Consider the following 23371-nt stretch of genomic DNA (forward strand, 5'->3'; position numbering starts at 1 on the left):
TCGGTGCACCATGCAAATGGCGGTGCAGATACGAAAAAAGCCCCCGCGGGGGCTTTGTTGCGTTGGAGCGGTTAGCTAAGGCGCTCCTTGTAGGCCTCGTAGCCGAACGTCCTTACCGTACGCACCTCACGGCTGACCTCGTCCACCCGGCAGATCGATGGCAGGCGAATGCCGTTGAAGGTGGTGGTCTTGACCATGGTGTAGTGGGCCATGTCGGTGAACACCAGGCGATCGCCAATCTTGAGCGGTGCGTCGAACGAGTAGCGGCCGATCACGTCGCCGGCCAGGCAGGTCGTGCCGCCCAGGCGGTAGGTATGGGCCTTCTCACCCGGCTCGCCGGCGCCGATGATCTGCGGCCGGTAGGGCATCTCCAGCACGTCGGGCATGTGCGCGGTGGCCGAGGTATCGAGAATGGCGTTGGGGCCGTCATTCTCGACGATATCGAGCACCGAGCAGACCAGATAGCCGGTATTCAGCGCGATCGCCTCGCCCGGCTCCAGATAGACGGTGAGGTGCGGGTGACGCTCGCGGAAGCCGCGGATCACCCGCACCAGCCGCTCGACGTCATAGTCGGCGCGGGTGATATGGTGGCCGCCGCCGAAGTTGACCCAGTCGAGCCCAGCGAGGAACTGGCCGAACTTGGCCTCGAAGGCGGCCAGCGTCTCCTCCAGAGCGTCGCTGTTCTGCTCGCACAGGGTATGGAAATGCAGCCCCTCGAGCCCCTCCAGGTCGCCTTCGGCGAGATCCGTCACCCGTGTACCGAGCCGTGAGCCCGGTGCGCAGGGGTCATATAGCGGCACCGCACCGGTGGAGTGCTCGGGATTCACCCGCAGGCCGCAGGAAACCTGGCGTGGGGCCGCCGCGACGGTGTCGCGGTAGCGCCGCCACTGTCCCGGGGAGTTGAAGCTGATGTGGTCGGCGTACTGCAGCACCACTTCCATCTCCTCGGGGGTGAAAGCCGGCGAGTAGACGTGCACCTCGCCGCCGAAGGTCTCCGCACCCAGGCGCGCCTCGTCCTGCCCGCTGGCGGTGGTGCCCACCAGGTACTGGCTCACCAGCGGAAAGGTGTCCCACATGGCGAAGCCCTTCAGTGCGAGCAGGATCCGCGCGCCGCTCTCCTCCTGGACCTGCCGCAGCAGCTCCAGGTTACGGCGCAACAGTGCGTCGTCGACCACGTAGGCCGGCGAGGGACAGGCGTCGATGTCGAACGGATAGGCCGGCTGGCCCATGTCGCTTGGTGCCATGACGGATCAGGCCAGCGGGTCGTGATCGGGGTCGAGCTCGACCACCTGCCACGGCAGGCCCATGTCGCCGATGCGTGCCATGAAGGGGTCGGGATCGAGCTGCTCGACGTTGAACACGCCCGCGCCCTTCCAGATGCCTTCCAGCATCAGCATGGCACCGGTCACCGCCGGTACGCCGGTGGTGTAGGAGATCGCCTGGGACTGCACTTCGCGGTAGCAGGCTTCGTGGTCACAGATGTTGTAGATGTAGACCTTGCGCCGCTTGCCGTCCTTGATGCCGTCGGCAATGATGCCGATGTTGGTCTTGCCCTTGGTGCGCGGGCCGAGCGAGGCCGGGTCGGGCAGCACCGCCTTGAGGAACTCCAGCGGGGCGATCTTGGCACCGCCCACTTCGATCGGCTCGATGCTGGTCATGCCGACGTTCTCGAGTACCTTGAGGTGGGTGATGTACTTCTCGGAGAAGGTCATCCAGAAGCGGATGCGCTCCAGGCCCTTGATGTTCTGGCTGAGCGACTCGAGCTCCTCGTGGTAGAGCAGGTAGATGTCCTTCTCGCCGATGCCGTCGAAGTCGAACTTGCGCTTCACCGCCAGCGGATCGGTCTCCTTCCACTCGCCCTTCTCCCAGTAGCGACCCTTCGCGGTGATCTCGCGAATGTTGATCTCCGGGTTGAAGTTGGTGGCGAAGGGGTAGCCGTGATCGCCGCCGTTGGCATCGAGGATGTCGATGCGGTGAATCTCGTCGAACAGGTTCTTCTGGGCATAGGCGCAGTAGATGTTGGTCATGCCCGGGTCGAAGCCGCAGCCCAGGGTCGCCATGTTGCCCGCCTCGGCGTAGCGGTCTTGAAACGCCCACTGCTCCTTGTACTCGAACTTGGCCTCGTCCGGGTGCTCGTAGTTGGCGGTGTCGAGGTAGGGCACGCCGGTCTTGAGGCACGCCTCCATGATGGTCAGATCCTGATAGGGCAGAGCCACGTGGATCAGCACGTCCGGCTTGAACGACTCGATCAGCGCAACCAGGGCCTCGACGCTGTCGGCGTCGACCTGAGCCGTCTGGATCGGGCGATCCAGCTGAGCGGCAATGGCCTTGCACTTTGCTTCGTTGCGACTGGCCAGGCAGATCTCGCTGAACACTTCGGGATGTTGTGCACACTTGTGGGTGACGACGCCTCCGACGCCGCCGGCGCCGATAATCAGGACTTTGCTCATGGGCCTCTCGAATTCAGATCGGGATGTGTATGGAAGCGTAGGGTCTTATCGGAGTTTCGGCCATCTCGTATGCCCGTGCCCGATGCCACCCCGGTCTCGCTCATGCTTGCGGGCTGATAATGGCCTCCAGGGAAGCCAGGGGCAAGTGATTTTGTCGTGACCTATTAGACCAAAGCAGGGGGGTGGGGCGAAAGCAACCGAAAAGCGAGCGGGGGTGTGGTTTCGCTGCGGACCACCACGCCCTTTCCGGCGCTCGTTTATGCATTATCGAGCGTCGATAACCTGCGTTATGAAGCTCTATATAAGCTTGTGTTTTAGTATGTCGCAACCCAACCACAAGCCGGAGAGGCAACGTGTGACCCTACTCGACAGTGTAGTGATGCAGGGCCTGAGCCGACACACAGCGTTGACGGCGGAAGACAAGACCCTGTTGCTGAGCCTCGAGCTCAATCCAAGGCGCGTGTCGGCCGGGGAAGTGCTGTGGCAGGAGAGTGCGGACGTGGATCTGTTCTGCGTGATCAAGGAGGGCTGGGCATACTCCTACCGCAATCTTGGTAACGGATCGATGCAGATCCTCAAGGTCTACCTCCCTGGCGATATCATCGGCATGCGCGATTTCGGCTTCTCGCGCCGGCTGGCCGGTGTGGCGATGATCAACGACGGCCTCATCAGCCCGTTCACTCACCAGCAGCTTTTCGAGCTCTTCGGACGCTCGCCAGCCCTGGCCGTTGGTATCATCGCCTTGACCGTGCGCCAGCAGGCGATGCTCACCGAGCGGCTGGTCTACCTGGGCCGGTATGCCGCCCATGAGCGGCTGGCGCACTTCCTCTACGAGCTCTATCTGCGCCTCAAGCGGATCGGGGCGGTAGAAGAAAACGGCTTTCACATGCCGCTCTCCCAGGAGCAGGTCGGCGATGCGCTGGGGCTCAGCGCGGTGCACGTGAGCCGCACCTTTTCGATGCTGCGCGACGAAGGCTTGGTGATCCGCGACCGTCAGCACGTGGTCCTGCCCGATCCCGATGCCCTGGCGCGACTGGTCGAGTTCAACGACACCTATATCGACGAGGCCCTACCCGTTGCGTTCCAGAGTTTTGCCGGCATGCGTAGCACCTCCGCGCCCCAGGCCTGATCCGGCGGCCTTTGCAGAAACGAAAAAAGCACCCCTGGGGTGCTTTTTTCGTACTCGATTGGTGGAGGCGGCGGGGATCGAACCCGCGTCCGCCGGCACTCGCTCTTCGGCTCTACATGCTTAGGTCCGTTTTTTGGTTTAACGCATCTGGCTCCAACGGGCAGGATCCAGCTACGCGATTCCTCGAAGTTTTAGCGATTGACGAGAGGACGTCGCCAACCGCGATCCCATCAGTTTTAGCTCGTATCCCCTCCGCGATGAATGGGCACATCGCTTTGGGGCCGGACTAACCGCTAACAGCTTTTAAGCTGCCAGGGCGCCCTGAGCGTAGGTGTCGTCGTTTGCGACTATTTAGTCGTGATGTTGGATTTACGAGATACATCACGCTCTCGGCATGCACCTAGGAGGTTGTCACCGGCGTCGAAGCCATGTCGCCCCCGTAGCAGGCCCATCATATCAGCATGGGCACTTCTATGACACCTGCCGGATGGGTTGGTTCCACCGCTTCCCCGATTCTTGCTGTTTTCGGAGAACCACCCGGCGACAGGTGTTGTGACCGTTCAGGCCTTGGTGTGTTCCCGCATGATGCGGCCTTTCTGCCGCTGCCAGTCGCGATCCTTCTCCGTGGCGCGCTTGTCGTGCAGTTTCTTGCCCGTCACCAGGGCGAGTTCGCATTTCACCTTGTTGCCCTTCCAGTAGAGCTTGAGCGGCACGCAGGTATGTCCCTTCTCCTGCGAGCGCGAGAAGATCTTGGCGATCTCCTTGCGATGCAGCAGCAGTTTGCGCGTGCGCGAGGGATCGGCGATCTCGTGGGTGCTGGCGGTATTCAGCGGCGTGATGTGGCTGCCCAGCAGCCACGCCTCGCCATCCTTCACCAGGATGTAGGTGTCGGTGAGCTGGGCCTTGCCGGCACGCAGGCTCTTCACCTCCCAGCCGGCCAGTACCAGGCCGGCCTCGAAGGACTCGTCGATGTGGTACTCGAAGCGAGCCTTCTTGTTCTGGGCGATGACGCTACTACCGGGACCCTTGCCCTTGCCTTTCTTGTTGGCCATGGAACCTCGTGTCATGTACTTGCCTGGGGCAACGCCTCCTTCGATATGGGGGGAAGCGTGATACCATTCAAGGCGTGAAATAACCGCTCATGATACGCCCTGGGCACTGTGAAGTCAGCGGAGAGCTCAATGCCAATGGTCAATCGGTCCGCCCTGGTGCGGCACACCCCTCGGGACATGTTCGAACTGGTCAACGACTTCGAGCGCTACCCGGAGTTTCTGCCGGGCTGCCGGCGGGCGCGGCTGCTCGAGCGCGACGAGTCGCACCTGATCGGCGAAATGACCCTGGGCCGGGCGGGCCTCGAGCAGAGCTTTACCACCCGTAATGACCTCATCGAGCCCGAGCGCATCGAGATGTCGTTGGTCAGCGGGCCCTTCAAGCGCCTGCGTGGTCGCTGGCTGTTCCTGCCGATGGGCGAGGGGGCCTGCAAGGTGTGCCTGGAAATGGAGTTCGAGTTCGCCAATCGGCTGCTGGGCATGGCCTTCGGCAAGCTGTTCCAGCAAGTGGCCGGGCAACTGGTCGATGCCTTCACCCGCCGCGCCGACGAAATCTATGGCCGCTGAGGCGAAGCTGGAGGTGGAGGTCGCCTTCGCCCTGCCGGAGAGGCAGCGCATCGTCGCGCTCGAGGTGCCGCCGGGCACCACGGCGCGTCAGGCCGTGGCCTTGGCGCAACTGGGCAGGCTGTTCCCCGAGGTGCCGGCCGCGTTCTTCGCCGAGGCGGACCTGGGCATCTTCGGCAAGCGGCTGCGCGACCCCGACGACTACAGCCTGCGCGCCGGCGATCGGGTCGAGGTCTATCGTCCTCTCGAAAACGATCCCAAGGAGGCACGAGCCCGGCGCGCACAGCGAACCGGGCTCTAGCGCCGCGGCGGCGTCACATGTCCAGCGGTTCGGTAGAGGCCGGTTCGCCGCCACGCGGCAGGGTACCGCCGGCATCGGGGGCTCGCTCGGGCACGGCCTCCGGCTGGCTCCCGGGCAGCATGCCGGCGGGGTCGGCCCCCTCCGAGGCCGGGCCAAGTTCGTCCTGCCCGCGTAGCTCGATGTCCTCGGAGAAATCCCCCTCCTGCCGCACGTTGACCAGTCGGTCGCCGGCGAAGGTCAGCGTCACCCGACGCTGCTGGACGTCGCCGTAGGCTTCGTCGAGGCGGAACACGTAGTCCCACTGGTTGGCGTCGAAGGGCGCTTCCAGCAGCGGCCTGCCCAGCAGATCGACGACCTGGGTGCGGCTCAGGCCGGGCTGGAGCTGCTGGACCATGCCCTCGGTGATGTAGTTGCCCTGGGGAAGGTCGCGCTTGTAGACGCAGCCACCGGTAACGGTCAGGGCGATGACGAGCGGGAGGGTTTTGATCAGCTTTTGCATTTGTGTCCGTTCTTCACTATCGTGGATTCGGTCGATCATACCCGACCCTACCTGATACTGCGAAGAGCGAACATGGCCGACCAGAACCATGAACTGCGCAAGGCGGGCCTCAAGGTCACCTTGCCCCGAGTGAAGATCCTGCAGATCCTCGAGAATGCCACGGGCCAGCACCACCTGAGCGCCGAGGATGTCTACAAGACCCTGCTGGAAGCCGGGGAGGACGTCGGCCTGGCGACCGTCTATCGCGTGCTGACCCAGTTCGAGTCGGCAGGCTTGGTGATTCGCCACAACTTCGATGGCGGTCATGCCGTGTTCGAGATCTCCCAGGAGGAACACCACGACCATATGGTGTGCCTCGACAGCGGCGAGATCATAGAGTTCTTCGACGAGACCATCGAGCGCCGCCAGCAGGAGATCGCCGAGGAGCACGGCTTCGAGCTCGTCGATCATGCCCTGGTGCTCTACGTGCGTCCACGCGGCTCCAATGCCACGCGCCAGGAAGGCACGCCGCGCAAGTGACACGCGTGTGAATGTCGAATCCGCGCCATGGCGGCCCCGATCCTCGATCGGGGCCGCTTGCGTATGGGCGTGGAGCGGGTCCGAGCCAGCCTAGTGGGCGGCGCCCTGCTGACTGGCGTCCAGCATCTCGCGAGCGTGTGCCAGGGTGCGATCGGAGAGGTTGACGCCACCGAGCATGCGCGCCAGCTCACTGACCCGGCCGGCCTCGTCGAGCAGCGCCATGCGCGTCAAGGTGATGTCGCGCTTGGCCTGCTTCTCGATGTGCAGGTGGTGATGGGCCTGGGCTGCCACCTGCGGCAGGTGGGTCACTGTCATTACCTGGCCGTTATCGCCCAGCCGACGCAGCAGTTGGCCGACGATTTCGGCGGTGGCGCCGGAGATGCCCACGTCCACCTCGTCGAACACCAGGCTGGGAATCGTGGAGTGGCGGGCAGCGACCACCTGGATCGCCAGGCTGATGCGCGACAGTTCCCCGCCGGAAGCGACCTTGGCCAGGGGCCGTGGTGGCTGGCCGGGGTTGGCGCTGATCAAGAAGCGTACCTCCTCCATGCCGTCGGCCTGGGGGCTATGGCGGCCCTCGACCTCCACCTCGAAGCGCGCCTTGCCCATGGCCAGGAAGGCGAGCTGCTCCTGTACCGCCTTGCCGAATCTCCCCGCCGCCTGACGGCGAGCCTCGCCCACGGTGCGTGCCCGCTCGCGCCAACTGTCGCGCAGGGCCTCCACTTCGGCGCGCAGTGCTTCCAGGTCGTGTTCACCGCCTTCGAGGCTCTCCAGCTCGGCCTGCAGGCGGCGGTGCAATGCGGGCAGCTCTTCGGGCATCACGTGATGCTTGCGTGCAATGCGGTGCACCTCGCCGAGGCGCGACTCCACCCAGGCCAGCCGTTCGGGGTCCAGCTCGGTGGCGTCGGCGAAACGCTGCAGCTCGCGCACGGCCTCTTCGATCTGGATTCGCGCCTCGCCGAGCATGGCGAGCACTTCCGCCAAGGCGCCGCGGTCGCTGCCGGGTAGCGGGTCGAGGTGATGAGTGGCCTGGTTGAGCAGTGTCAGCGCGCCGCCGTCGTCGTTGTCGCAGCATTCGGCGGCAAACTGCGCCTCGCGCAGCGTCTCCTCGGCGTGGGCGAGCTGCTCCTGCTCGTGCTCCAGAGTGGCAAGCTCGTCATCGCCCAGGGCCAGGGCATCGAGCTCCTCGACCTGATAGCGCAGCAGCTGGCGGCGTGCCTGCACTTCGTCGCCGCTCTCGGTCAGCTGCTTCAGGCGGCGGCGGGTCGTCTGCCAGCGACGGAAGGTCTCGCCGAGCTCGCTCACGGCGCTGCGGTTGCCGGCGAAGTCGTCGAGCAGGCGCAGGTGAGTCTCCTCGCGCAGCAGCAGCTGGTGGGCGTGCTGGCCGTGGATCTCGACCAGGTGCTCGCCGAGCGCCTTGAGATCGGCCACGGTGGCCGGCTGGCCGTTGATCCACGCCTTGGAGCGCCCATTGGCGGTGACCACGCGGCGCAGCAGGCAGTCGTCGTCGGGCAGTTCGCGCTCCGCGAGCCAGCGGCGTGCGGCCGGCAGGGCGGCGATGTCGAAGCGTGCCGAGAGATCGGCGCGCTCGCAGCCGTGGCGTACGCTGCCGGCATCGGCACGTTCGCCCAGGCACAGCCCCAGGGCGCCGAGCAGGATCGATTTGCCGGCGCCGGTCTCGCCGGTAATGGCGGTCATGCCGCCGGCAAGCTCCAGGTCGAGCGTATCGACGATGGCGTAATCGCGAATGGCGAGCTGCGTCAGCATGAGACCTCCCGGCAACCGGCACAGAATGGCTGGATATCCATACAAGGTATTGCGTTTTTATACAGTAGTCGAGGCGGCCGCTCAATATCTCCATGGTGCTCGCGCTTCATTGTTCTCTTGAGATTGCCGGCAAGGCCCCCATATAGGCGGGCAGACTCGAGGCTTTCGCCCATTCGACACCGTTGCGGCCGTATGGCCGAACCACGCTTCAGGAGATGCGCATGGCTAAAGAACCCCAGACCCCGCTTGACGACGAGCTGGAACGGCGCGAGGAAGAGGCTCGGCCGGAGCCGGTGGAAGGCGAACTGGACGATGCGGTTGGCGTCGGGGAGGATGCCTCCGCCCCCTCCGAGGAACCGACGGCGGTGAGCGACAACCCCGAGGCCGACATGCTGGCCGCCCAGGTCGAAGAGCTGGAGCAGAGCCTGGTCGAGGCCAAGGACCAGGCGCTGCGTGCTGCCGCCGAGGCACAGAACGTGCGTCGCCGGGCTGAACAGGAGGCCGAGAAGGCGCGCAAGTTCGCCCTGGAGCGCTTCGTCAAGGAGCTGCTGCCGGTGGTCGACAGCCTGGAGAAGGCGCTCGAGGCCATGGGCGAGGACGCCAGCGAGGCGCACCGCGAGGGTGTGGCCATGACGCTGAAGATGCAGCAGGACGTGCTGGGCAAGTTCGGCGTCGAGATGCTCGATCCCGCCGGCGAGCCGTTCGACCCGCAGTATCACGAGGCGATGGCCATGGTGCCCAACCCCGAGCTCGAGCCCAACAGTGTGATGGAAGTGGTGCAGAAGGGCTACACGCTCAACGGGCGCCTGGTGCGTCCGGCCATGGTCGTCGTCAGTCAGGCGGCTGGCTGAGCCGAACATGAAAACGGGGGTGGGGCTTGAAAAGCGAGTTCACGCCCCCCAGATAGTCGTCAACCGCGGCAGACGCCGCTGAGATGGATTCAAGGCAAACGAATTTTTCGAGGATTTCCTATGGGACGCATCATCGGTATTGACCTGGGGACCACCAACTCCTGCGTGGCCGTGCTCGACGGCGACAGCGCCAAGGTGATCGAGAACGCCGAGGGCGCCCGCACCACGCCTTCCATCATCGCCTACACCGATGATGGCGAGATTCTGGTGGGGCAGGCGGCCAAGCGCCAGGCGGTCACCAATCCGCAGAACACCCTGTACGCTATCAAGCGCCTGATCGGTCGTCGCTACAAGGACGACGTGGTGCAGAAGGACATCAAGATGGTGCCCTACGGCATCACCGAGGCCGATAACGGCGACGCCTGGGTCGAGGTGAAGGGCAAGAAGCTCGCGCCGCCGCAGGTCAGCGCCGAAGTGCTGAAGAAGATGAAGAAGACCGCCGAGGACTACCTGGGCGAGACCGTCACCGAGGCGGTGATCACCGTGCCGGCCTACTTCAACGACTCCCAGCGTCAGGCGACCAAGGATGCCGGTCGCATCGCCGGGCTCGAGGTCAAGCGCATCATCAACGAGCCCACCGCGGCAGCGCTGGCCTACGGAATGGACAAGGCGCGTGGCGACAAGACCATCGCCGTGTACGACCTGGGTGGCGGCACCTTCGACATCTCCATCATCGAGGTGGCCGACGTCGACGGCGAGACCCAGTTCGAGGTGCTGGCCACCAACGGCGACACCTTCCTGGGTGGCGAAGACTTCGACATGAAGCTGATCAACTATTTGGTCGATCAGTTCAAGGCCGACAGCGGTATCGACCTCTCGGGCGACAACCTGGCCATGCAGCGCCTCAAGGAAGCCGCCGAGAAGGCCAAGATCGAGCTGTCCAGCGCCCAGCAGACCGATGTCAACCTGCCCTACATCACTGCCGACAACACCGGTCCCAAGCACCTCAACGTCAAGGTGACCCGGGCCAAGCTGGAGTCGCTGGTGGAAGACCTGGTGCAGCGCTCCATGGGGCCGTGCAAGACCGCGCTGGCCGACGCCGGCCTGTCGGCCAACGAGATCGACGACGTGATCCTGGTCGGCGGCCAGACCCGCATGCCGCTGGTGCAGAAGAAGGTCGCCGACTTCTTCGGCAAGGAGGCGCGCAAGGACGTCAACCCGGACGAGGCCGTGGCCGTAGGCGCGGCGATCCAGGGCGGCGTGCTGGGCGGCGACGTCAAGGACGTGCTGCTGCTCGACGTCACCCCGCTGACCCTGGGCATAGAGACCCTGGGCGGCGTGATGACCCCGCTGATCGAGAAGAACACCACCATCCCGACCAAGAAGACCCAGACCTTCTCGACCGCGGATGACAACCAGACCGCCGTGACCATTCACGTGCTGCAGGGCGAGCGCAAGCAGGCCGGCCAGAACAAGTCGCTGGGCCGCTTCGACCTGGCCGACATTCCGCCGGCACCGCGCGGCGTGCCGCAGATCGAGGTTGCCTTCGACCTCGACGCCAACGGCATCCTCAACGTCTCGGCCAAGGACAAGGCCACCGGCAAGGAGCAGTCGATCGTCATCAAGGCCTCCAGCGGCCTCAGCGATGAAGAGATCGAGCAGATGGTACGCGACGCCGAGGCCCATGCCGACGAGGACAAGAAGTTCGAGGAGCTGGTTCAGCTGCGCAACCAGGCCGACGGCATGGTCCACGCTGCGCGCAAGACCGTGCAGGAAGCCGGCGAGCACGCCACCGACGAGGAGAAGCAGGCCATCGAGACGGCGGCCTCCGAGCTCGAGGAAGCGCTCAAGGGCGACGACAAGGACGACATCCAGGCCAAGCTGGACAAGCTGACCGAAGCCTCCGGCAACCTGGCGCAGAAGATGTATGCCGCCCAGGCCGAGGCCGCCCAGCAGGGCGGTGGCGAAGGTCAGGAAGCCGGCGCCAAGCCGGAAGAGGACGTGGTCGACGCGGAGTACGAAGAAGTCAACGACGACCAGAAGAAGCAGTAATCGCCAAGGCGATGCCACGGACGACGGTAGCGCGGGGGGACGACTCCCGCGTTGCCGTTTCCGCGGATCGGGCAGAACTGCCTAGACCAGGAGGCGCATGGACCCATGTCCAAACGCGATTATTACGAAGTGCTCGGCGTCGAACGCGGCGCCGACACCAAGGACATCAAGAAGGCCTACCGACGGCTGGCACAGAAGTACCACCCGGACCGCAACCCGGACGATGATACGGCGGCCGAGCGCTTCCGCGAGGTCTCCGAGGCCTACGAGATCCTCTCCGACAGCGAGAAGCGCGCCGCCTACGACCAGTTCGGCCACGCCGGCGTAGACGGCCAGGCCGGCGGCTTCGGTGGCGGTGGCTTCGGCGGGGCCGGTGCCGGGGGCTTCAGCGACATCTTCGGCGACGTGTTTGGCGATATCTTCGGTGGTGGCGGCGCCCGGCGCAGCCCCCATGCCCCGCAGCGCGGCAGCGACCTGCGCTACAACCTCGAGCTCGACCTCGAGAGTGCGGTGGCCGGGACCACCGTCGACATTCGCGTGCCGCGCCACGTGGAGTGCGACCGCTGCGACGGCCAGGGTGCCGAGCCGGGCTCCACCAAGGAGACCTGCCCCACCTGTAACGGCCACGGCCAGGTGCGCATGCAGCAGGGCTTCTTCGCCGTGCAGCAGACCTGCCCCACCTGTCACGGCAGCGGCGTGCACATCAAGGTGCCGTGCCACAAGTGTCACGGCGAGGGCCGCATGCGCGAGACCCGCACCCTGTCGGTGAAGATCCCGGCCGGGGTGGACAGCGGCGATCGCATTCGCTTGAACGGAGAGGGCGAGTCCGGCATCAACGGCGGCCCGCCCGGCGATCTCTACGTCCAGGTGGCGATCAAGCCGCACCGTATCTTCCAGCGCGACGGCAAGCATCTGCAGTGCGAGGTGCCGATCAACTTCGTCGACGCCGCGCTTGGCGGCGAACTCGAGGTGCCGACGCTGGACGGCCGGGTCAAGCTCAAGATCCCGCCCGAGACCCAGACCGGCAAGCTCTTCCGCCTGCGCGGCAAGGGCGTCAAGCCGGTACGCGGCGGCCCGCCGGGCGACCTGCTGTGCAAGGTCGTCATCGAGACCCCGGTCAACCTCAACGAGGACCAGAAGGAGCTGCTGCGCCAGCTGCAGGAAAGCCTCGACGGCAGCAACAGCCGCCACTCGCCGAAGAAGACCAGTTTCTTCGACGGCGTGAAGAAGTTCTTCGAGGACATGAAGCCGTAGTCTCCCTTGCACCTCGTTGGCCCCCGTTGCTCTTGGCATCGGGGGTTTCTGCTTTATGGCAGCGGAGCATTGACCTGCCGGCTCGAACCTCCCGTTTCGTTTGACGCTGTGCCGCGGGTCTGGCGCTGACCCGCTCCGGCGTCTTAGTCTGTTAACTTCAATGCGAAGGGAGATCGTTGTTATGCCGATGTCGCGGGCCGAGATCACTACCGAATCCGGGGCGAGGTTGATGAACCGGTTGTGCAAGCACTGGACGCACAAGCTGGAGGTGGAGCAGGGCGAGGAGGAGAGCCGCGTGGCGTTCGAGGACGGCTCCTGCGTGATGCGCGTCGAGCCGGGCAAGCTGCTGGTTGCCATCGAGGCGCTGGACGAGGAGGTGCTCGATCAGCTCGAAGGCGTGGTGGACGCTCACCTGCAGCGCATGGCGGGCGACGAGGAGCTGGCCATCGTCTGGGAAAATTGAGCGCGCCATCTGCGCCGCGCCTCGCCCACCTGGGCATGCTGCTGTGGGCGCTGCTGGTGGGGCTGTCGTTTCCCGCCGTGGGGTTGATGAGCGAGCTGCCTCCGCTGTCGCTCACCGCGCTGCGCTTCGCCATCGCCTGTGCCGGGCTGTGGTGGCTGGCGCGGCGCTCGGCCGACTTCCTCCCGCCCTGGCGGGTGGTGCCGCTCTATACGCTGATGGGGCTGTGCCTGGCCGGCTTCTTTGGCGCCATGTTCTGGGCCGCCCACCACGCAACCGCACTCTCCATGGCTACCCTCTACGTCACCGTGCCGCTGCTGGCCTACCTGCTGGGGCTCGGCTTTCGCGTCGAGCGGTCGGGCTGGCGGCTGCCCGCCATTCTCGCGCTGGGCGCGACGGGTGCCCTGGGACTCGCCTTTGCCGAGGCGCGCAGTCACGGCGAAGCCATGCAACTGGGCATCGGCGAAGCGGTGTTCTTCCTCGGCTGCGTGTCGTCGGCGCTCTACCCGGTGCTGAGCAAGTGGGGGCTGGCCCGCGAGTGGCTGCCCGGCTCGGCGGCGGTACGCACCTTCTGGAGCCTGGGCCTGGGCGGACTCGCCATCGGCCTACTGGGTCTCGCCATCGAGCCCGCTGGCGAGCTTGCTAGCATGCGCTGGCAGGACCTGGCCCTGGTGATCTACCTCGGGCTCTTCTCCAGCGCGCTCACCTTCTGGCTGATGCAGCGTGCCACCTCGGTGCTCACGCCTGGCGCCGTGACCGCCTACGGCTACATGGTGCCCTTCGTTTCCATGCTGCTGCTGTTCGCCACGGCGCCGGAGCAGATCGGCTGGCACTGGCTGCCGGGCAGTGCGCTGGTGCTCGTCGCCATCGGCCTGCTGCTGCGTCAGGACGGCAAGGACGCCCGTTAATCCAGCTCCTCGGTGCCCGGCTCACTCCCAGGCGTTGCGGCCAGCCGCGGAAAGTGGCGGCGAATTTCCTCGTAGAGTTCCTGCACGTCCTCCACGTGGCGGCGCGAAAAGTGAAACGGCACCAACTGACCGACCCCGGCCGCAGCGGCAGTCTCGCCGCAGGCGCGAGCAGTCAGATGGCCGGTGCGCCGGGCCTGTTCAGCTTGGTCCTGGCGAAACGAGGCCTCGCAGAACAGCACCTCGGCGCCCTGGGCCAGCGTGTGCAGGCGTTCGCGGTTCTCAGGGGTGTCGCCGAAGTCGGTGGCATAGGCCAGGCGCTGGCCCGGCTGCGAGAACAGCAATTGCTCTGCCAGCTCGGCAACGGGACGGCGGCTGCCGTCGGGCAGGTCGACATATGTGTCGCTGTTTCCTGCCAGCGCGCACTGCTTGAGCTCGCCGAGCCAGGGCCCCGGTGCCCAGCCGTGGGCCTCCAGCGCCTCCTTTCGCACCTTGAGCTGGGTTTCCGGCTCATAGGCGAAGGCCAGTACCGGGGTGCCATGATCCAGCGCCATCGCTCTCACGCGAAAGCCGGGCTCGGCGTGGATTACACCGGCTTCCACCTCGCGCGGGGAGAGCGCCTTCATCGGCTGGCCTGCCACCAGGCGGTAATGTGCCAGGCGCTCGCCGTGCAGCTCGAAGACTTCGAAGCGGGGCGCTTTCTCCTCCACCCGATCCCACAGGATGCCGCGCAGAAAGCCATCCAGATGGCCGGCGAGCCCGGGTGGGCCGTAGATCCGGCAGGCCGAATAGTCGCCGATGCGCGAGCGCAGCAGCCACAGGAAGCCGCCGATGTGGTCGACGTGGGCATGGCTGATGAAGACGTCGCTGACCTGATGGGCCAGCCGCGCCGGCAGCCGGCCGGGGTCGCCCAGGTCGAACAGCAGGCTGCGCTTGTGGTGACGCAAGCGTAGGTGCAGCAGCGGATCGCCGAACACGCCGTTGACCAGGGTGGCGCGCACGTTACCCAGGCGCAGCGTTGGGCGCGGGCCGCTGAGATGCTCGTCTAGCGCCAGGGTAAGCGCCGGCTCCTCGCTGCCTGAAAGGGCTTTGCTGGGCGGTGGGGAGGGTACTGCGGTACCCAGGCCGCCCTCGCGACGACGAACGGCGTCGCGTATCACCAGCCGGCGGGGCGTGGCAGTCAGCGCAGGCGCCTGCAGTCGCAGCATGTCGTCCTCCAGCGCCAGCACCTCGCCCAGCGCCAGGGTGTTGCCGGTGTCGTCGAGCAGCCCGACCTGGCGCCCCTGCCAGGCGTGGGCGGTATCACGCGGAGGCGGCGTGCCGAGGAGGGCCAGCGCTGCCAGGGACAGCTCCTGCTCCCTTGCCTGCGCCAGGTAGGCGTCCCACGCCGCGGTGCGCCACTGCCTGCGCTGCTGCTTGCCGGGGTGTCGGGCCATGGCGTCGGCCGGCAGGCATAGTGTGGCGAGCCCCAGTACGGAGCGCTCATGGGGATACGGGTCGGGTACCTGTGCCGGTGCCAGGCGCACCACGGCATCGACGCCAGCGGCGCCGGCCAGCGCCGGCAACAGCTCGGCGCCGGCGATGCCGCGCTCCACGCCGGGGGCGTCGACCAGTAGCGGTCCGGGCCCGACTCGCTGGGCCAGGCGGCGAACCGCCTCGACCAGTGGCAGGCGGAAACGGGCGCTGTCCAGCGTGGCCAGCGCCTCGATGGCTTCCAGCTGCCAGTCGCCCAGGTGCTCGTCCCATCGCCCCAGGCACACGGCACCGGGCGGGCCGAAGCCGGGCAGGCCGGGGTCGGCGGCCAGGCAGCGGCATACTTGGCCGCGTTCGGCCAAGGCCGCCGCCGCACTTCGCGCCAGGGTGCTCTTGCCGCTGCCGGCTGGGCCCGTTAGCAGCATGCGCGGATGACGTTCGAGCAGCTCGAGCAGGGCGGCTACAGGGCGGGTGTCGGTCGGCATCGGCTCAGACATGGCGTTCCTTGTGCGGGGTCGTCATGCCCAGTGTGGGCGATTCCGCCGTCGCTGCCCAAGCGCTCGGCCAGCCCGGTCGATGCTCTGATATACTGCCTCGATCCCCACTCGTCAGATTTCGCAGGAGTCCGCATGACCCGTATCGCCATCGTCGGTGTCTCCGGCCGCATGGGCCGCACCCTGGTCAACGCCGTGCAGCAGGATGCCGGGGCCACCCTGGCCGGCGGTATCGTCGAGCCGGGCAGTTCGCTGGCCGGGGCCGATATCGGCGAGCTGGCGGGTCTCGGCAAGCTGGGTGTCGTTGCGGTGGACTCTCTCGACGCCATCGTCGACGACTTCGACGTGCTGATCGACTTCACCGCGCCGCGGGTGACCCTGGCCAACCTGGCCTTCTGCGCGGCGCACGGCAAGCGCATGGTAATCGGCACCACCGGCCTGGCCGACGACGAGCTGGCCGAACTCGACGGCTACCGCGAGCGGCTGCCCTTCGTCTTCGCCCCCAACATGAGCGTGGGGGTGAACCTGACTCTGAAACTGCTCGAGACCGCGGCTCGGGCGCTGGGCGACGAGGGCTACGACATCGAGGTGATCGAGGCCCACCATCGTCACAAGGTCGATTCGCCCTCCGGCACCGCGCTGAAGATGGGCGAGGTGGTGGCCGAGTCGCTGGGGCGCACGCTCAAGGAGCACGGCGTGTTCGAGCGTGTCGGGCAGTGCGGGCCGCGGGATCCCAAGGAGATCGGCTTCGCCACGGTGCGTGCCGGCGATATCGTCGGCGAGCATACGGTGATGTTCGCCACCGAGGGCGAGCGCATCGAGATCACCCACAAGGCCTCTAGTCGCATGACCTTTGCCAAGGGCGCGGTGCGCGCGGCGCGCTGGGTGGCCGAGCAGGGCAATGGGCGCTATGGCATGCAGGACGTGCTGGGTCTGTAAGCACAGGGCAAGCCGCGCTACGCGTCGTGAGGGGCGCCGGGGACAGGTTGAAGAGGAGGTCATTTGCCATGGATGGCAAATGTAGCGCCCAGGGACGGGTTTACAGCGCCTCCTCGCAAACCTGTCGACGGGGTAGCCCCGAGGACATCGCTAACTGCTCTGGGCTGCCCGATTGGGGTAGCCGCTGAGTGCCATTTCTTGTAACATCTCCAAAATTTTGGCCGGGCGCCTGAAATACAGCAGTCCAACTGCGCGCTTGTTGCGTGGCCAGCCCCGAGCAAACAGAGACAACAAGCGGGATGAAACCGGTTCCTATCGGCTTCGTCCCGCTTTTTTACGAGCCGAATCTGTCGCCTGACGATAGCCGCCGAGCCTGCGCCCCTCAGGCTCGCCTCAGCATGGGAGGACCTTGTCTTGAACAGCCCCGCATTGAACAGACCCGCGATATTGGCCCTGGAAGACGGCAGTGTGTTTCATGGCACCGCCATCGGCGCCGATGGGCAGACCAGCGGCGAGGTGGTGTTCAATACGGCCATGACCGGCTATCAGGAGATCCTCACCGATCTTTCCTACACCCGACAGATCGTGACCCTGACCTACCCGCATATCGGCAACACCGGGGTCAACGCCGAGGACGTTGAGTCGGGCTCGATCGCCGCCGCCGGCCTGGTGATACGCGACTTGCCGCTCGTTGCCAGCAACTTCCGCTCCGAACAGTCGCTCTCCGACTATCTCAAGAGCCAGAACGTGCTCGGCATCGCCGATATCGACACCCGCCGCCTGACGCGCATCCTGCGTGACAAGGGTGCCCAGAACGGCGCCATCCTGGCGGGGCGGGAGGCCGAGGGCGACGACGCCGTCGAGCGTGCGCTGGCGGCGGCGCGGGCGTTCCCCGGGCTCAAGGGCATGGACCTGGCCAAGGAGGTCTCGTGCCGCGAGGCCTACGAGTGGAGCGAGGCGGAGTGGGTGCTGGGCCAGGGCAACGTCGATGCCAGCGGCAGCGAGCGCCCCTTCCACGTGGTGGTCTACGACTACGGCGTGAAGTACAACATCCTGCGCATGCTGGCCTCGCGCGGCTGTCGCCTCAGCGTGGTACCGGCCCAGACCCCGGCCGCCGAGGTGCTGGCCAAGAACCCGGACGGCATCCTGCTGGCCAACGGCCCCGGCGACCCCGAGCCCTGCGACTACGCCATCGCCGCGATTCGCGAAATCCTCGAGACGAATGTGCCGGTGTTCGGCATCTGCCTGGGCCACCAGCTGCTGGCGCTGGCCGCCGGCGCCAGGACGGTGAAGATGAACCACGGCCACCACGGCGCCAACCACCCGGTACAGGATCTCGACAGCGGCCACGTGATGATCACCAGCCAGAACCACGGCTTCGCCGTCGACGAGGCGAGCCTGCCGGGCAACGTACGGGCCATTCACCGCTCGCTGTTCGACGGCACGCTGCAGGGCATCGAGTTGACCGACCGTCCGGCCTTCAGCTTCCAGGGCCACCCGGAAGCGAGCCCCGGACCGCGCGACGTGTCGCCGCTGTTCGACCGCTTCGTGACGATGATGCGCGAGCGCCGCTGAGCGGCGCCGTCCTCGTCTTAATCGCCTGATTTCAACGAATCCAGCCGCGGGAACCGACATGCCCAAGCGTACCGACCTCAACAGCATCCTGATCATTGGCGCCGGCCCCATCGTCATCGGCCAGGCGTGCGAATTCGACTACTCCGGCGCCCAGGCCTGCAAGGCGCTGCGTGAGGAGGGCTTCCGGGTCATCCTGGTGAACTCCAACCCGGCCACCATCATGACCGACCCGGCCATGGCCGACGCCACCTACATCGAGCCGATCACCTGGCAGGCGGTGGAGAAGATCATCGAGGCCGAGCGCCCCGATGCCATCCTGCCCACCATGGGCGGCCAGACCGCGCTCAACTGCGCGCTCGACCTCGACAAGCACGGCGTACTCGCGAAGTACGGCGTGGAGATGATCGGTGCCAACGCCGACGCCATCAACAAGGCCGAGGACCGCGACCTGTTCGACCAGGCCATGAAGCGCATCGGCCTGGAGTGCCCGAAGGCCGAGGTCGCCCACACCATGGAGGAGGCCTGGCGCATCCAGGAGTCGCTGGGCTTCCCGGTGATCATCCGCCCCTCCTACACCATGGGCGGCTCCGGCGGCGGCGTGGCCTACAACAAGGAGGAGTTCGAGGAGATCTGTACCCGCGGCTTCGAGCTCTCCAACAACCACGAGCTGCTGATCGACGAGTCGTTGCTGGGCTGGAAGGAGTACGAGATGGAGGTCGTTCGCGACAAGAACGACAACTGCATCATCGTCTGCTCGATCGAGAACTTCGATCCCATGGGCGTGCACACTGGCGACTCCATCACCGTGGCCCCGGCACAGACGCTGACCGACAAGGAATACCAGATCATGCGCGACGCCTCGCTGGCGGTGCTGCGCGAGATCGGCGTCGAGACCGGTGGCTCCAACGTGCAGTTCGGCGTCGACCCTGACACCGGGCGCATGGTGGTGATCGAGATGAACCCGCGGGTGTCGCGCAGCTCGGCGCTGGCTTCCAAGGCCACCGGCTTCCCGATCGCCAAGATCGCCGCCAAGCTGGCGGTGGGCTACACCCTGGACGAGCTCTCCAACGACATTACCGGCGGGCGCACCCCGGCCTCGTTCGAGCCGTCGATCGACTACGTGGTCACCAAGATCCCGCGCTTCACCTTCGAGAAGTTCCCCCAGGCCAACGATCGCCTGACCACTCAGATGAAGTCGGTGGGCGAGGTAATGGCCATCGGGCGCACCTTCCAGGAGTCGCTGCAGAAGGCGCTGCGCGGGCTCGAGACCGGCAACGACGGCCTCGACCCCAAGTTTGCCGAATTCAGCGACGACGTCATGGCGCATATCAAGGGCGAGCTGCAGGCCGCCGGCGCCGAGCGCATCTTCTACGTCGCCGATGCCATGCGTGCCGGCATGAGCGTGGATGAGGTATTCGCCCTGACCAAGATCGACCCCTGGTTCCTGGTTCAGCTGGAGGACTTGGTGCGCATCGAGCGGGACGTGGCCAAGCGCTCTCTCTCCGAGCTCTCACCGCAGGAGCTGTTCGGCCTCAAGCGCAAGGGCTTCTCCGACGCGCGTCTGGCCAAGCTGCTCGGCGTTTCCGAGAAGGAATTCCGCAAGACGCGCCAGAAAGCCGGCATCCGCCCGGTCTACAAGCGGGTCGACACCTGTGCCGCCGAGTTCGCCTCGGATACCGCCTACATGTACTCCACCTACGAGGAGGAGTGCGAGGCTGAGGTATCCGAGCGCCAGAAGATCATGGTGCTGGGCGGCGGGCCCAACCGTATCGGCCAGGGCATCGAGTTCGACTACTGCTGCGTGCATGCCGCTTTCGCCATGCGCGACGACGGCTATGAGACCATCATGGTCAACTGCAACCCCGAGACCGTCTCTACCGACTACGACACGTCAGACCGTCTCTATTTCGAGCCGGTCACCCTGGAGGACGTGCTCGAGATCGCCGACAAGGAGCAGCCGGTCGGCGTGATCGTGCAGTTCGGCGGCCAGACCCCGCTCAAGCTCGCCCGCGAGCTGGAAGCCGCCGGCGTGCCGATCATCGGCACCACCCCGGACGCCATCGACCGCGCCGAGGACCGCGAGCGCTTCCAGCAGATGATCGACAAGCTCGGCCTCAAGCAGCCGCCCAACGCCACCGCGCGCAGCTTCGACGAAGCCTTCGTCAAGGCCGAGGCGATCGGCTACCCGCTGGTGGTGCGCCCGAGCTACGTGCTCGGTGGTCGCGCCATGGAGATCGTTTACTCAGCCGACGAGCTGGAGAACTACATGACCCACGCGGTCAAGGTCTCCAACGATTCGCCGGTACTGCTCGACCACTTCCTCAACGCCGCCATCGAGATCGACATCGACGCCGTCTCCGACGGCCACGAGGTGGTTATCGGCGGCATCATGCAGCACATCGAGCAGGCCGGCGTGCACTCCGGCGACTCCGCCTGCGCGCTGCCGCCCTACTCGCTGCCCGCCGAGGTGCAGGACGAGATGCGCGAGCAGGTCAAGCGGATGGCCGTCGAACTCGGCGTGGTGGGCCTGATGAACGTGCAGCTGGCGTGGCAGGACGGCGAAATCTACGTCATCGAGGTCAACCCGCGCGCCTCGCGTACCGCGCCCTTCGTCTCCAAGTGCATCGGTACCTCGCTGGCCCAGGTCGCCGCGCGCTGCATGGCCGGCAAGAGTCTGACCGAGCAGGGCTTTACCCGCGAGATCGTGCCGCACTTCTACAGCGTCAAGGAGGCGGTATTCCCGTTCAACAAGTTCCCCGGCGTCGACCCGATCCTGTCGCCTGAGATGAAGTCCACCGGCGAGGTGATGGGCTCGGGCGAGACCTTCGCCGAGGCCTTCTACAAGGCGCAGCTGGGTGCCGGCGAGGCGATTCCAAGGCTCGAAGGCGAGCGCAAGGCGTTCCTCTCGGTGCGCGATCCGGACAAGGCGGGTGTTATCGAGGTGGCGCGTTCTCTGCTAGGCTTGGGGTTCACTCTGTGCGCGACCCGGGGTACCGCAGCCGCCCTCGACGCTGCCGGTCTCGAGGTCGAGGTCGTCAACAAGGTTTACGAAGGCCGTCCGCACATCGTCGATCTGCTCAAGAACGACGACATCGCTTATATCGTCAATACCACCGAGGGTCGCCAGGCGATCAATGATTCCTCGGTGATCCGTCGTACCGCGCTGGCCCGCAAGGTGCCCTATGCCACCACCCTGGCAGGGGCAAGCGCCGTTTGCATGGCGCTGGAATATGGCAATGCGATTACGGTACGGCGGCTACAGGAACTGCATGCAGGAGCCACACAATGAACAAGGTCCCGATGACCGTTGCCGGCGAGGCGCGCCTGCGCAAGGAGCTCGAGGAACTCAAGAGCGAGGCGCGCCCCAAGGTGATCGCGGCGATTGCCGAGGCCCGTGAGCACGGCGATCTCAAGGAGAACGCCGAGTATCATGCGGCGCGCGAGCAGCAGGGCTTCATCGAGGGGCGTATCCAGGAGATCGAGAGCAAGCTCTCCAATGCTCAGGTGATCGACGTGCACAAGCTGCCCCGGACCGGCAAGGTGATTTTCGGCGTCACCGTCGAGCTGCTCAATCTCGGCAACGACGAAGAGGTCTCCTACCAGATCGTTGGCGAGGACGAGGCCGACATCAAGGCCGGCAAGATCTCGGTCACTTCGCCCATTGCCCGCGCCCTGATCGGCAAGGAAGAGGGCGATGTGGTGGTGGTCAGCACGCCGGGCGGCGAGGTCGAGTACGAGATATCCAGCGTCGAGCACCGCTGAGCGACGAGCAGCGCGCCAGCAAAAAGCCCGCGACAGTTTGTCGCGGGCTTTTTGCTAAGTGATGCCTCGCGGCGCGGAGCTCGAGGCTCGCCGCTGGCGCGCCAGCCCCTAGTGCCGGCCGTGATGGTTCTCGAAGCGCTTGACGTTGGACAACTTGGGGTTGGCCTGGGGGTTCTTGCGGTATAGCAGCGCCATCTTGCCGATGGTCTGCACGCGCTCGGCGCCGCTCGCTGTGAGCAGCTCCTCGAGCATGGCGGCGCGGTCGTCGCGTTCGGCCAAGGCCAGCTTCACCTTGATCAGCTCATGATCGGCAAGCGCGCGGTCAAGCTCGGCCAGCACGCCCTCGGAAACGCCGTTCTCCGACACCGTGACCACGGGGTTCAGGTGGTGGCCGATACTGCGGAATGCTTTCTTTTGTGCCTGTGACAAGCTCATGGTATCTTGCGTCTTCCCGGTTGCGCGTAACCTGACATGGTACGGTGAAACGCGTGCCGGCGAAAGCATGGCGAGACCCGAGTCAGGTCTCGACCAGCTCCGCGTCATACCGAACCGGGCCGGCGTGCCTGTGCAGCGTTCGGCATCTTCAGTCAAGGTGATCTGTGGCTCGATCCACTTCCTCGTCCCGCGGTGGCAAACAGGCTGCCAGCAAGAGTTCGGCTTCCTGGCTCAAGGAGCACTTCGACGACCGCTTCGTGCAGCAGAGCTGGCAGGACGGCTATCGCAGCCGTGCCAGCTACAAGCTGCTCGCGCTCGACGAGAAAGATCGTCTGTTCAAGCCCGGCATGAGTGTGATCGACCTGGGGGCGGCGCCGGGTGGCTGGAGCCAGGTGGCGGCGGATCGCGTGGGTCCCGAGGGGCTGGTGATCGCCTCCGATATCCTAGAGATGGATGCCCTGGCCGGCGTCGAGTTCATTCAGGGCGACTTCACCGAGGAGGTCGTGCTCGAGGCGATCCTCGCGGCCCTCGCTGAACGTCCGGTGGACCTTGTGATGTCCGACATGGCCCCCAATATGAGTGGCATGAGCGCCATCGACCAGCCCCAGGCCATGTACCTGGTGGAACTCGCCCTCGACCTGGCGCGCCAGGCGCTGCGCCCCGGTGGCCGCTTCCTGGCCAAGGTGTTCCAGGGCGAAGGTTTCGATGCCTACCTGAAGGAGCTGCGCGGCAGCTTCAACAAGGTGGTGACGCGCAAGCCGGAGGCCTCCCGCGCCCGCTCGCGCGAGGTCTACCTGCTGGCGGAAGGATTTCGCGGCTGAGCCAGCTTGCTGGCTCGGCGCTTCCCGACCGGCTGCGGCCGGTCGATAGAGACAGACTAACGACGCCATGAC

At 65.9% G+C, this 23371-nt stretch carries 21 protein-coding genes, 1 tRNA gene, 1 other RNA gene and 1 pseudogene; 15 read left to right on the plus strand and 9 right to left on the minus strand.

Going from position 1 to position 23371, the window contains the following annotated elements:
- Positions 1-71: 71 nt before the first annotated feature.
- The gene (gene nspC, locus KPL81_RS18335; RefSeq protein WP_240549371.1) at positions 72-1244 is read right to left on the minus strand and encodes a carboxynorspermidine decarboxylase; all 1173 of its coding nucleotides are present in this window, start codon (positions 1242-1244) and stop codon (positions 72-74) included.
- A gap of 6 nt (positions 1245-1250) precedes the next feature.
- Positions 1251-2450 carry a saccharopine dehydrogenase family protein gene (locus tag KPL81_RS18340; protein ID WP_209474640.1) on the minus strand — a complete coding sequence of 400 codons (1200 nt, stop codon included), beginning with the start codon at positions 2448-2450 and terminating at the stop codon, positions 1251-1253.
- Positions 2451-2805: 355 nt separating this feature from the next.
- Between KPL81_RS18340 and KPL81_RS18345 the strand changes: the two genes are divergently transcribed.
- Positions 2806-3579 (plus strand): Crp/Fnr family transcriptional regulator, encoded by a 774-nt coding sequence (locus KPL81_RS18345; RefSeq protein ID WP_242597481.1) that lies wholly within the window; start codon positions 2806-2808, stop codon positions 3577-3579.
- 59 nt (positions 3580-3638) lie between these two features.
- On the opposite strand, the gene ssrA is transcribed toward KPL81_RS18345, so the two are convergent.
- Together ssrA and smpB are read right to left on the minus strand one after the other, a co-directional pair.
- Positions 3639-4018, minus strand: a transfer-messenger RNA (tmRNA) gene (ssrA, locus tag KPL81_RS18350).
- A 121-nt stretch (positions 4019-4139) separates the two neighbouring features.
- Positions 4140-4631 carry an SsrA-binding protein SmpB gene (gene smpB, locus KPL81_RS18355; RefSeq protein ID WP_167119413.1) on the minus strand — a complete coding sequence of 164 codons (492 nt, stop codon included), beginning with the start codon at positions 4629-4631 and terminating at the stop codon, positions 4140-4142.
- Positions 4632-4760: 129 nt separating this feature from the next.
- On the opposite strand from smpB, the gene KPL81_RS18360 reads away from it, so the two are divergent.
- Together KPL81_RS18360 and KPL81_RS18365 are read left to right on the plus strand one after the other, a co-directional pair.
- Entirely contained in the window at positions 4761-5195 is a 435-nt protein-coding gene (locus KPL81_RS18360; RefSeq protein ID WP_209474639.1) for a type II toxin-antitoxin system RatA family toxin, read from the plus strand.
- Positions 5185-5493: an RnfH family protein gene (locus KPL81_RS18365; protein WP_219793372.1), complete on the plus strand. Its 309-nt coding sequence runs from the start codon at positions 5185-5187 to the stop codon at positions 5491-5493. Before KPL81_RS18360 ends, KPL81_RS18365 begins: the two co-directional genes overlap by 11 nt.
- 13 nt (positions 5494-5506) lie before the next feature.
- On the opposite strand, the gene KPL81_RS18370 is transcribed toward KPL81_RS18365, so the two are convergent.
- Positions 5507-5992 (minus strand): outer membrane protein assembly factor BamE, encoded by a 486-nt coding sequence (locus KPL81_RS18370; protein WP_209474635.1) that lies wholly within the window; start codon positions 5990-5992, stop codon positions 5507-5509.
- A gap of 72 nt (positions 5993-6064) precedes the next feature.
- On the opposite strand from KPL81_RS18370, the gene fur reads away from it, so the two are divergent.
- On the plus strand, positions 6065-6511 hold the full coding sequence (fur, locus tag KPL81_RS18375; RefSeq protein ID WP_209474633.1) for a ferric iron uptake transcriptional regulator: 447 nt from the start codon (positions 6065-6067) through the stop codon (positions 6509-6511).
- 90 nt (positions 6512-6601) lie between these two features.
- Here the strand turns inward: fur and recN are convergent, their stop codons facing one another.
- Positions 6602-8278 (minus strand): DNA repair protein RecN, encoded by a 1677-nt coding sequence (gene recN / locus KPL81_RS18380; RefSeq protein WP_219793373.1) that lies wholly within the window; start codon positions 8276-8278, stop codon positions 6602-6604.
- Between the two features lie 221 nt (positions 8279-8499).
- Here recN and grpE point away from each other — a divergent pair, with 221 nt between their 5' ends.
- From grpE to KPL81_RS18405, 5 genes are all read left to right on the plus strand, one after another.
- Positions 8500-9129, plus strand: coding sequence for a nucleotide exchange factor GrpE (gene grpE / locus KPL81_RS18385; protein ID WP_209474630.1), 630 nt, complete (start codon positions 8500-8502; stop codon positions 9127-9129).
- A 120-nt stretch (positions 9130-9249) separates the two neighbouring features.
- Positions 9250-11181, plus strand: a complete 1932-nt coding sequence (dnaK, locus tag KPL81_RS18390) for a molecular chaperone DnaK (protein ID WP_209474628.1) — start codon at positions 9250-9252, stop codon at positions 11179-11181.
- 105 nt (positions 11182-11286) lie between these two features.
- Positions 11287-12435: a molecular chaperone DnaJ gene (gene dnaJ / locus KPL81_RS18395; RefSeq protein ID WP_219793374.1), complete on the plus strand. Its 1149-nt coding sequence runs from the start codon at positions 11287-11289 to the stop codon at positions 12433-12435.
- 181 nt (positions 12436-12616) lie between these two features.
- Positions 12617-12898, plus strand: a complete 282-nt coding sequence (locus KPL81_RS18400) for a DUF2218 domain-containing protein (RefSeq protein WP_219793375.1) — start codon at positions 12617-12619, stop codon at positions 12896-12898.
- Positions 12895-13803: a DMT family transporter gene (locus KPL81_RS18405; RefSeq protein ID WP_240549372.1), complete on the plus strand. Its 909-nt coding sequence runs from the start codon at positions 12895-12897 to the stop codon at positions 13801-13803. The genes KPL81_RS18400 and KPL81_RS18405 overlap by 4 nt, the downstream gene beginning before the upstream one ends.
- On the opposite strand, the gene KPL81_RS18410 is transcribed toward KPL81_RS18405, so the two are convergent.
- Positions 13800-15770: an MBL fold metallo-hydrolase gene (locus tag KPL81_RS18410; RefSeq protein ID WP_219793376.1), complete on the minus strand. Its 1971-nt coding sequence runs from the start codon at positions 15768-15770 to the stop codon at positions 13800-13802. The genes KPL81_RS18405 and KPL81_RS18410 overlap by 4 nt on opposite strands.
- A gap of 132 nt (positions 15771-15902) precedes the next feature.
- Between KPL81_RS18410 and dapB the strand changes: the two genes are divergently transcribed.
- The 3 genes and pseudogenes from dapB to KPL81_RS20910 form a co-directional block, all read left to right on the plus strand.
- The gene (gene dapB / locus KPL81_RS18415; protein ID WP_219793377.1) at positions 15903-16706 is read left to right on the plus strand and encodes a 4-hydroxy-tetrahydrodipicolinate reductase; all 804 of its coding nucleotides are present in this window, start codon (positions 15903-15905) and stop codon (positions 16704-16706) included.
- 429 nt (positions 16707-17135) lie between these two features.
- A complete protein-coding gene (carA, locus tag KPL81_RS18420; protein WP_219793420.1) occupies positions 17136-18281 on the plus strand; it encodes a glutamine-hydrolyzing carbamoyl-phosphate synthase small subunit in 1146 nt (381 codons plus the stop codon).
- 58 nt (positions 18282-18339) lie between these two features.
- Positions 18340-18651 (plus strand): annotated as a pseudogene (locus tag KPL81_RS20910) (carbamoyl phosphate synthase preATP-grasp domain-containing protein); the annotation flags it as partial.
- Between the two features lie 571 nt (positions 18652-19222).
- Here the strand turns inward: KPL81_RS20910 and KPL81_RS18430 are convergent.
- Positions 19223-19308: transfer RNA gene (locus tag KPL81_RS18430), tRNA-Pro, on the minus strand.
- 12 nt (positions 19309-19320) lie between these two features.
- Here KPL81_RS18430 and carB point away from each other — a divergent pair.
- Both carB and greA read left to right on the plus strand, forming a co-directional pair.
- A complete protein-coding gene (gene carB, locus KPL81_RS18435) occupies positions 19321-21570 on the plus strand; it encodes a carbamoyl-phosphate synthase large subunit (protein WP_219793379.1) in 2250 nt (749 codons plus the stop codon).
- On the plus strand, positions 21567-22043 hold the full coding sequence (greA, locus tag KPL81_RS18440) for a transcription elongation factor GreA (RefSeq protein ID WP_219793380.1): 477 nt from the start codon (positions 21567-21569) through the stop codon (positions 22041-22043). The genes carB and greA overlap by 4 nt, the downstream gene beginning before the upstream one ends.
- A 108-nt stretch (positions 22044-22151) precedes the next feature.
- On the opposite strand, the gene yhbY is transcribed toward greA, so the two are convergent.
- Positions 22152-22478: a ribosome assembly RNA-binding protein YhbY gene (yhbY, locus tag KPL81_RS18445; protein ID WP_209474612.1), complete on the minus strand. Its 327-nt coding sequence runs from the start codon at positions 22476-22478 to the stop codon at positions 22152-22154.
- Between the two features lie 164 nt (positions 22479-22642).
- Between yhbY and rlmE the strand changes: the two genes are divergently transcribed.
- Positions 22643-23299 carry a 23S rRNA (uridine(2552)-2'-O)-methyltransferase RlmE gene (gene rlmE, locus KPL81_RS18450; protein WP_219793381.1) on the plus strand — a complete coding sequence of 219 codons (657 nt, stop codon included), beginning with the start codon at positions 22643-22645 and terminating at the stop codon, positions 23297-23299.
- Positions 23300-23371: the final 72 nt, after the last annotated feature.

Source organism: Billgrantia antri (genome assembly GCF_019430905.1).
Lineage (GTDB): Bacteria > Pseudomonadota > Gammaproteobacteria > Pseudomonadales > Halomonadaceae > Halomonas > Halomonas antri.

Bases quoted from the DNA above. Each gene is read 5' to 3' on its own strand.
- nspC (WP_240549371.1), bottom strand. From the start codon at position 1,244: ATGGCACCAAGCGACATGGGCCAGCCGGCCTATCCGTTCGACATCGAC.
- KPL81_RS18340 (WP_209474640.1), bottom strand. From the start codon at position 2,450: ATGAGCAAAGTCCTGATTATCGGCGCCGGCGGCGTCGGAGGCGTCGTC.
- smpB (WP_167119413.1), bottom strand. From the start codon at position 4,631: ATGGCCAACAAGAAAGGCAAGGGCAAGGGTCCCGGTAGTAGCGTCATC.
- KPL81_RS18360 (WP_209474639.1), top strand. From the start codon at position 4,761: ATGCCAATGGTCAATCGGTCCGCCCTGGTGCGGCACACCCCTCGGGAC.
- KPL81_RS18365 (WP_219793372.1), top strand. From the start codon at position 5,185: ATGGCCGCTGAGGCGAAGCTGGAGGTGGAGGTCGCCTTCGCCCTGCCG.
- KPL81_RS18370 (WP_209474635.1), bottom strand. From the start codon at position 5,992: ATGCAAAAGCTGATCAAAACCCTCCCGCTCGTCATCGCCCTGACCGTT.
- fur (WP_209474633.1), top strand. From the start codon at position 6,065: ATGGCCGACCAGAACCATGAACTGCGCAAGGCGGGCCTCAAGGTCACC.
- recN (WP_219793373.1), bottom strand. From the start codon at position 8,278: ATGCTGACGCAGCTCGCCATTCGCGATTACGCCATCGTCGATACGCTC.
- grpE (WP_209474630.1), top strand. From the start codon at position 8,500: ATGGCTAAAGAACCCCAGACCCCGCTTGACGACGAGCTGGAACGGCGC.
- dnaK (WP_209474628.1), top strand. From the start codon at position 9,250: ATGGGACGCATCATCGGTATTGACCTGGGGACCACCAACTCCTGCGTG.
- dnaJ (WP_219793374.1), top strand. From the start codon at position 11,287: ATGTCCAAACGCGATTATTACGAAGTGCTCGGCGTCGAACGCGGCGCC.
- KPL81_RS18400 (WP_219793375.1), top strand. From the start codon at position 12,617: ATGCCGATGTCGCGGGCCGAGATCACTACCGAATCCGGGGCGAGGTTG.
- KPL81_RS18410 (WP_219793376.1), bottom strand. From the start codon at position 15,770: ATGTCTGAGCCGATGCCGACCGACACCCGCCCTGTAGCCGCCCTGCTC.
- dapB (WP_219793377.1), top strand. From the start codon at position 15,903: ATGACCCGTATCGCCATCGTCGGTGTCTCCGGCCGCATGGGCCGCACC.
- greA (WP_219793380.1), top strand. From the start codon at position 21,567: ATGAACAAGGTCCCGATGACCGTTGCCGGCGAGGCGCGCCTGCGCAAG.
- yhbY (WP_209474612.1), bottom strand. From the start codon at position 22,478: ATGAGCTTGTCACAGGCACAAAAGAAAGCATTCCGCAGTATCGGCCAC.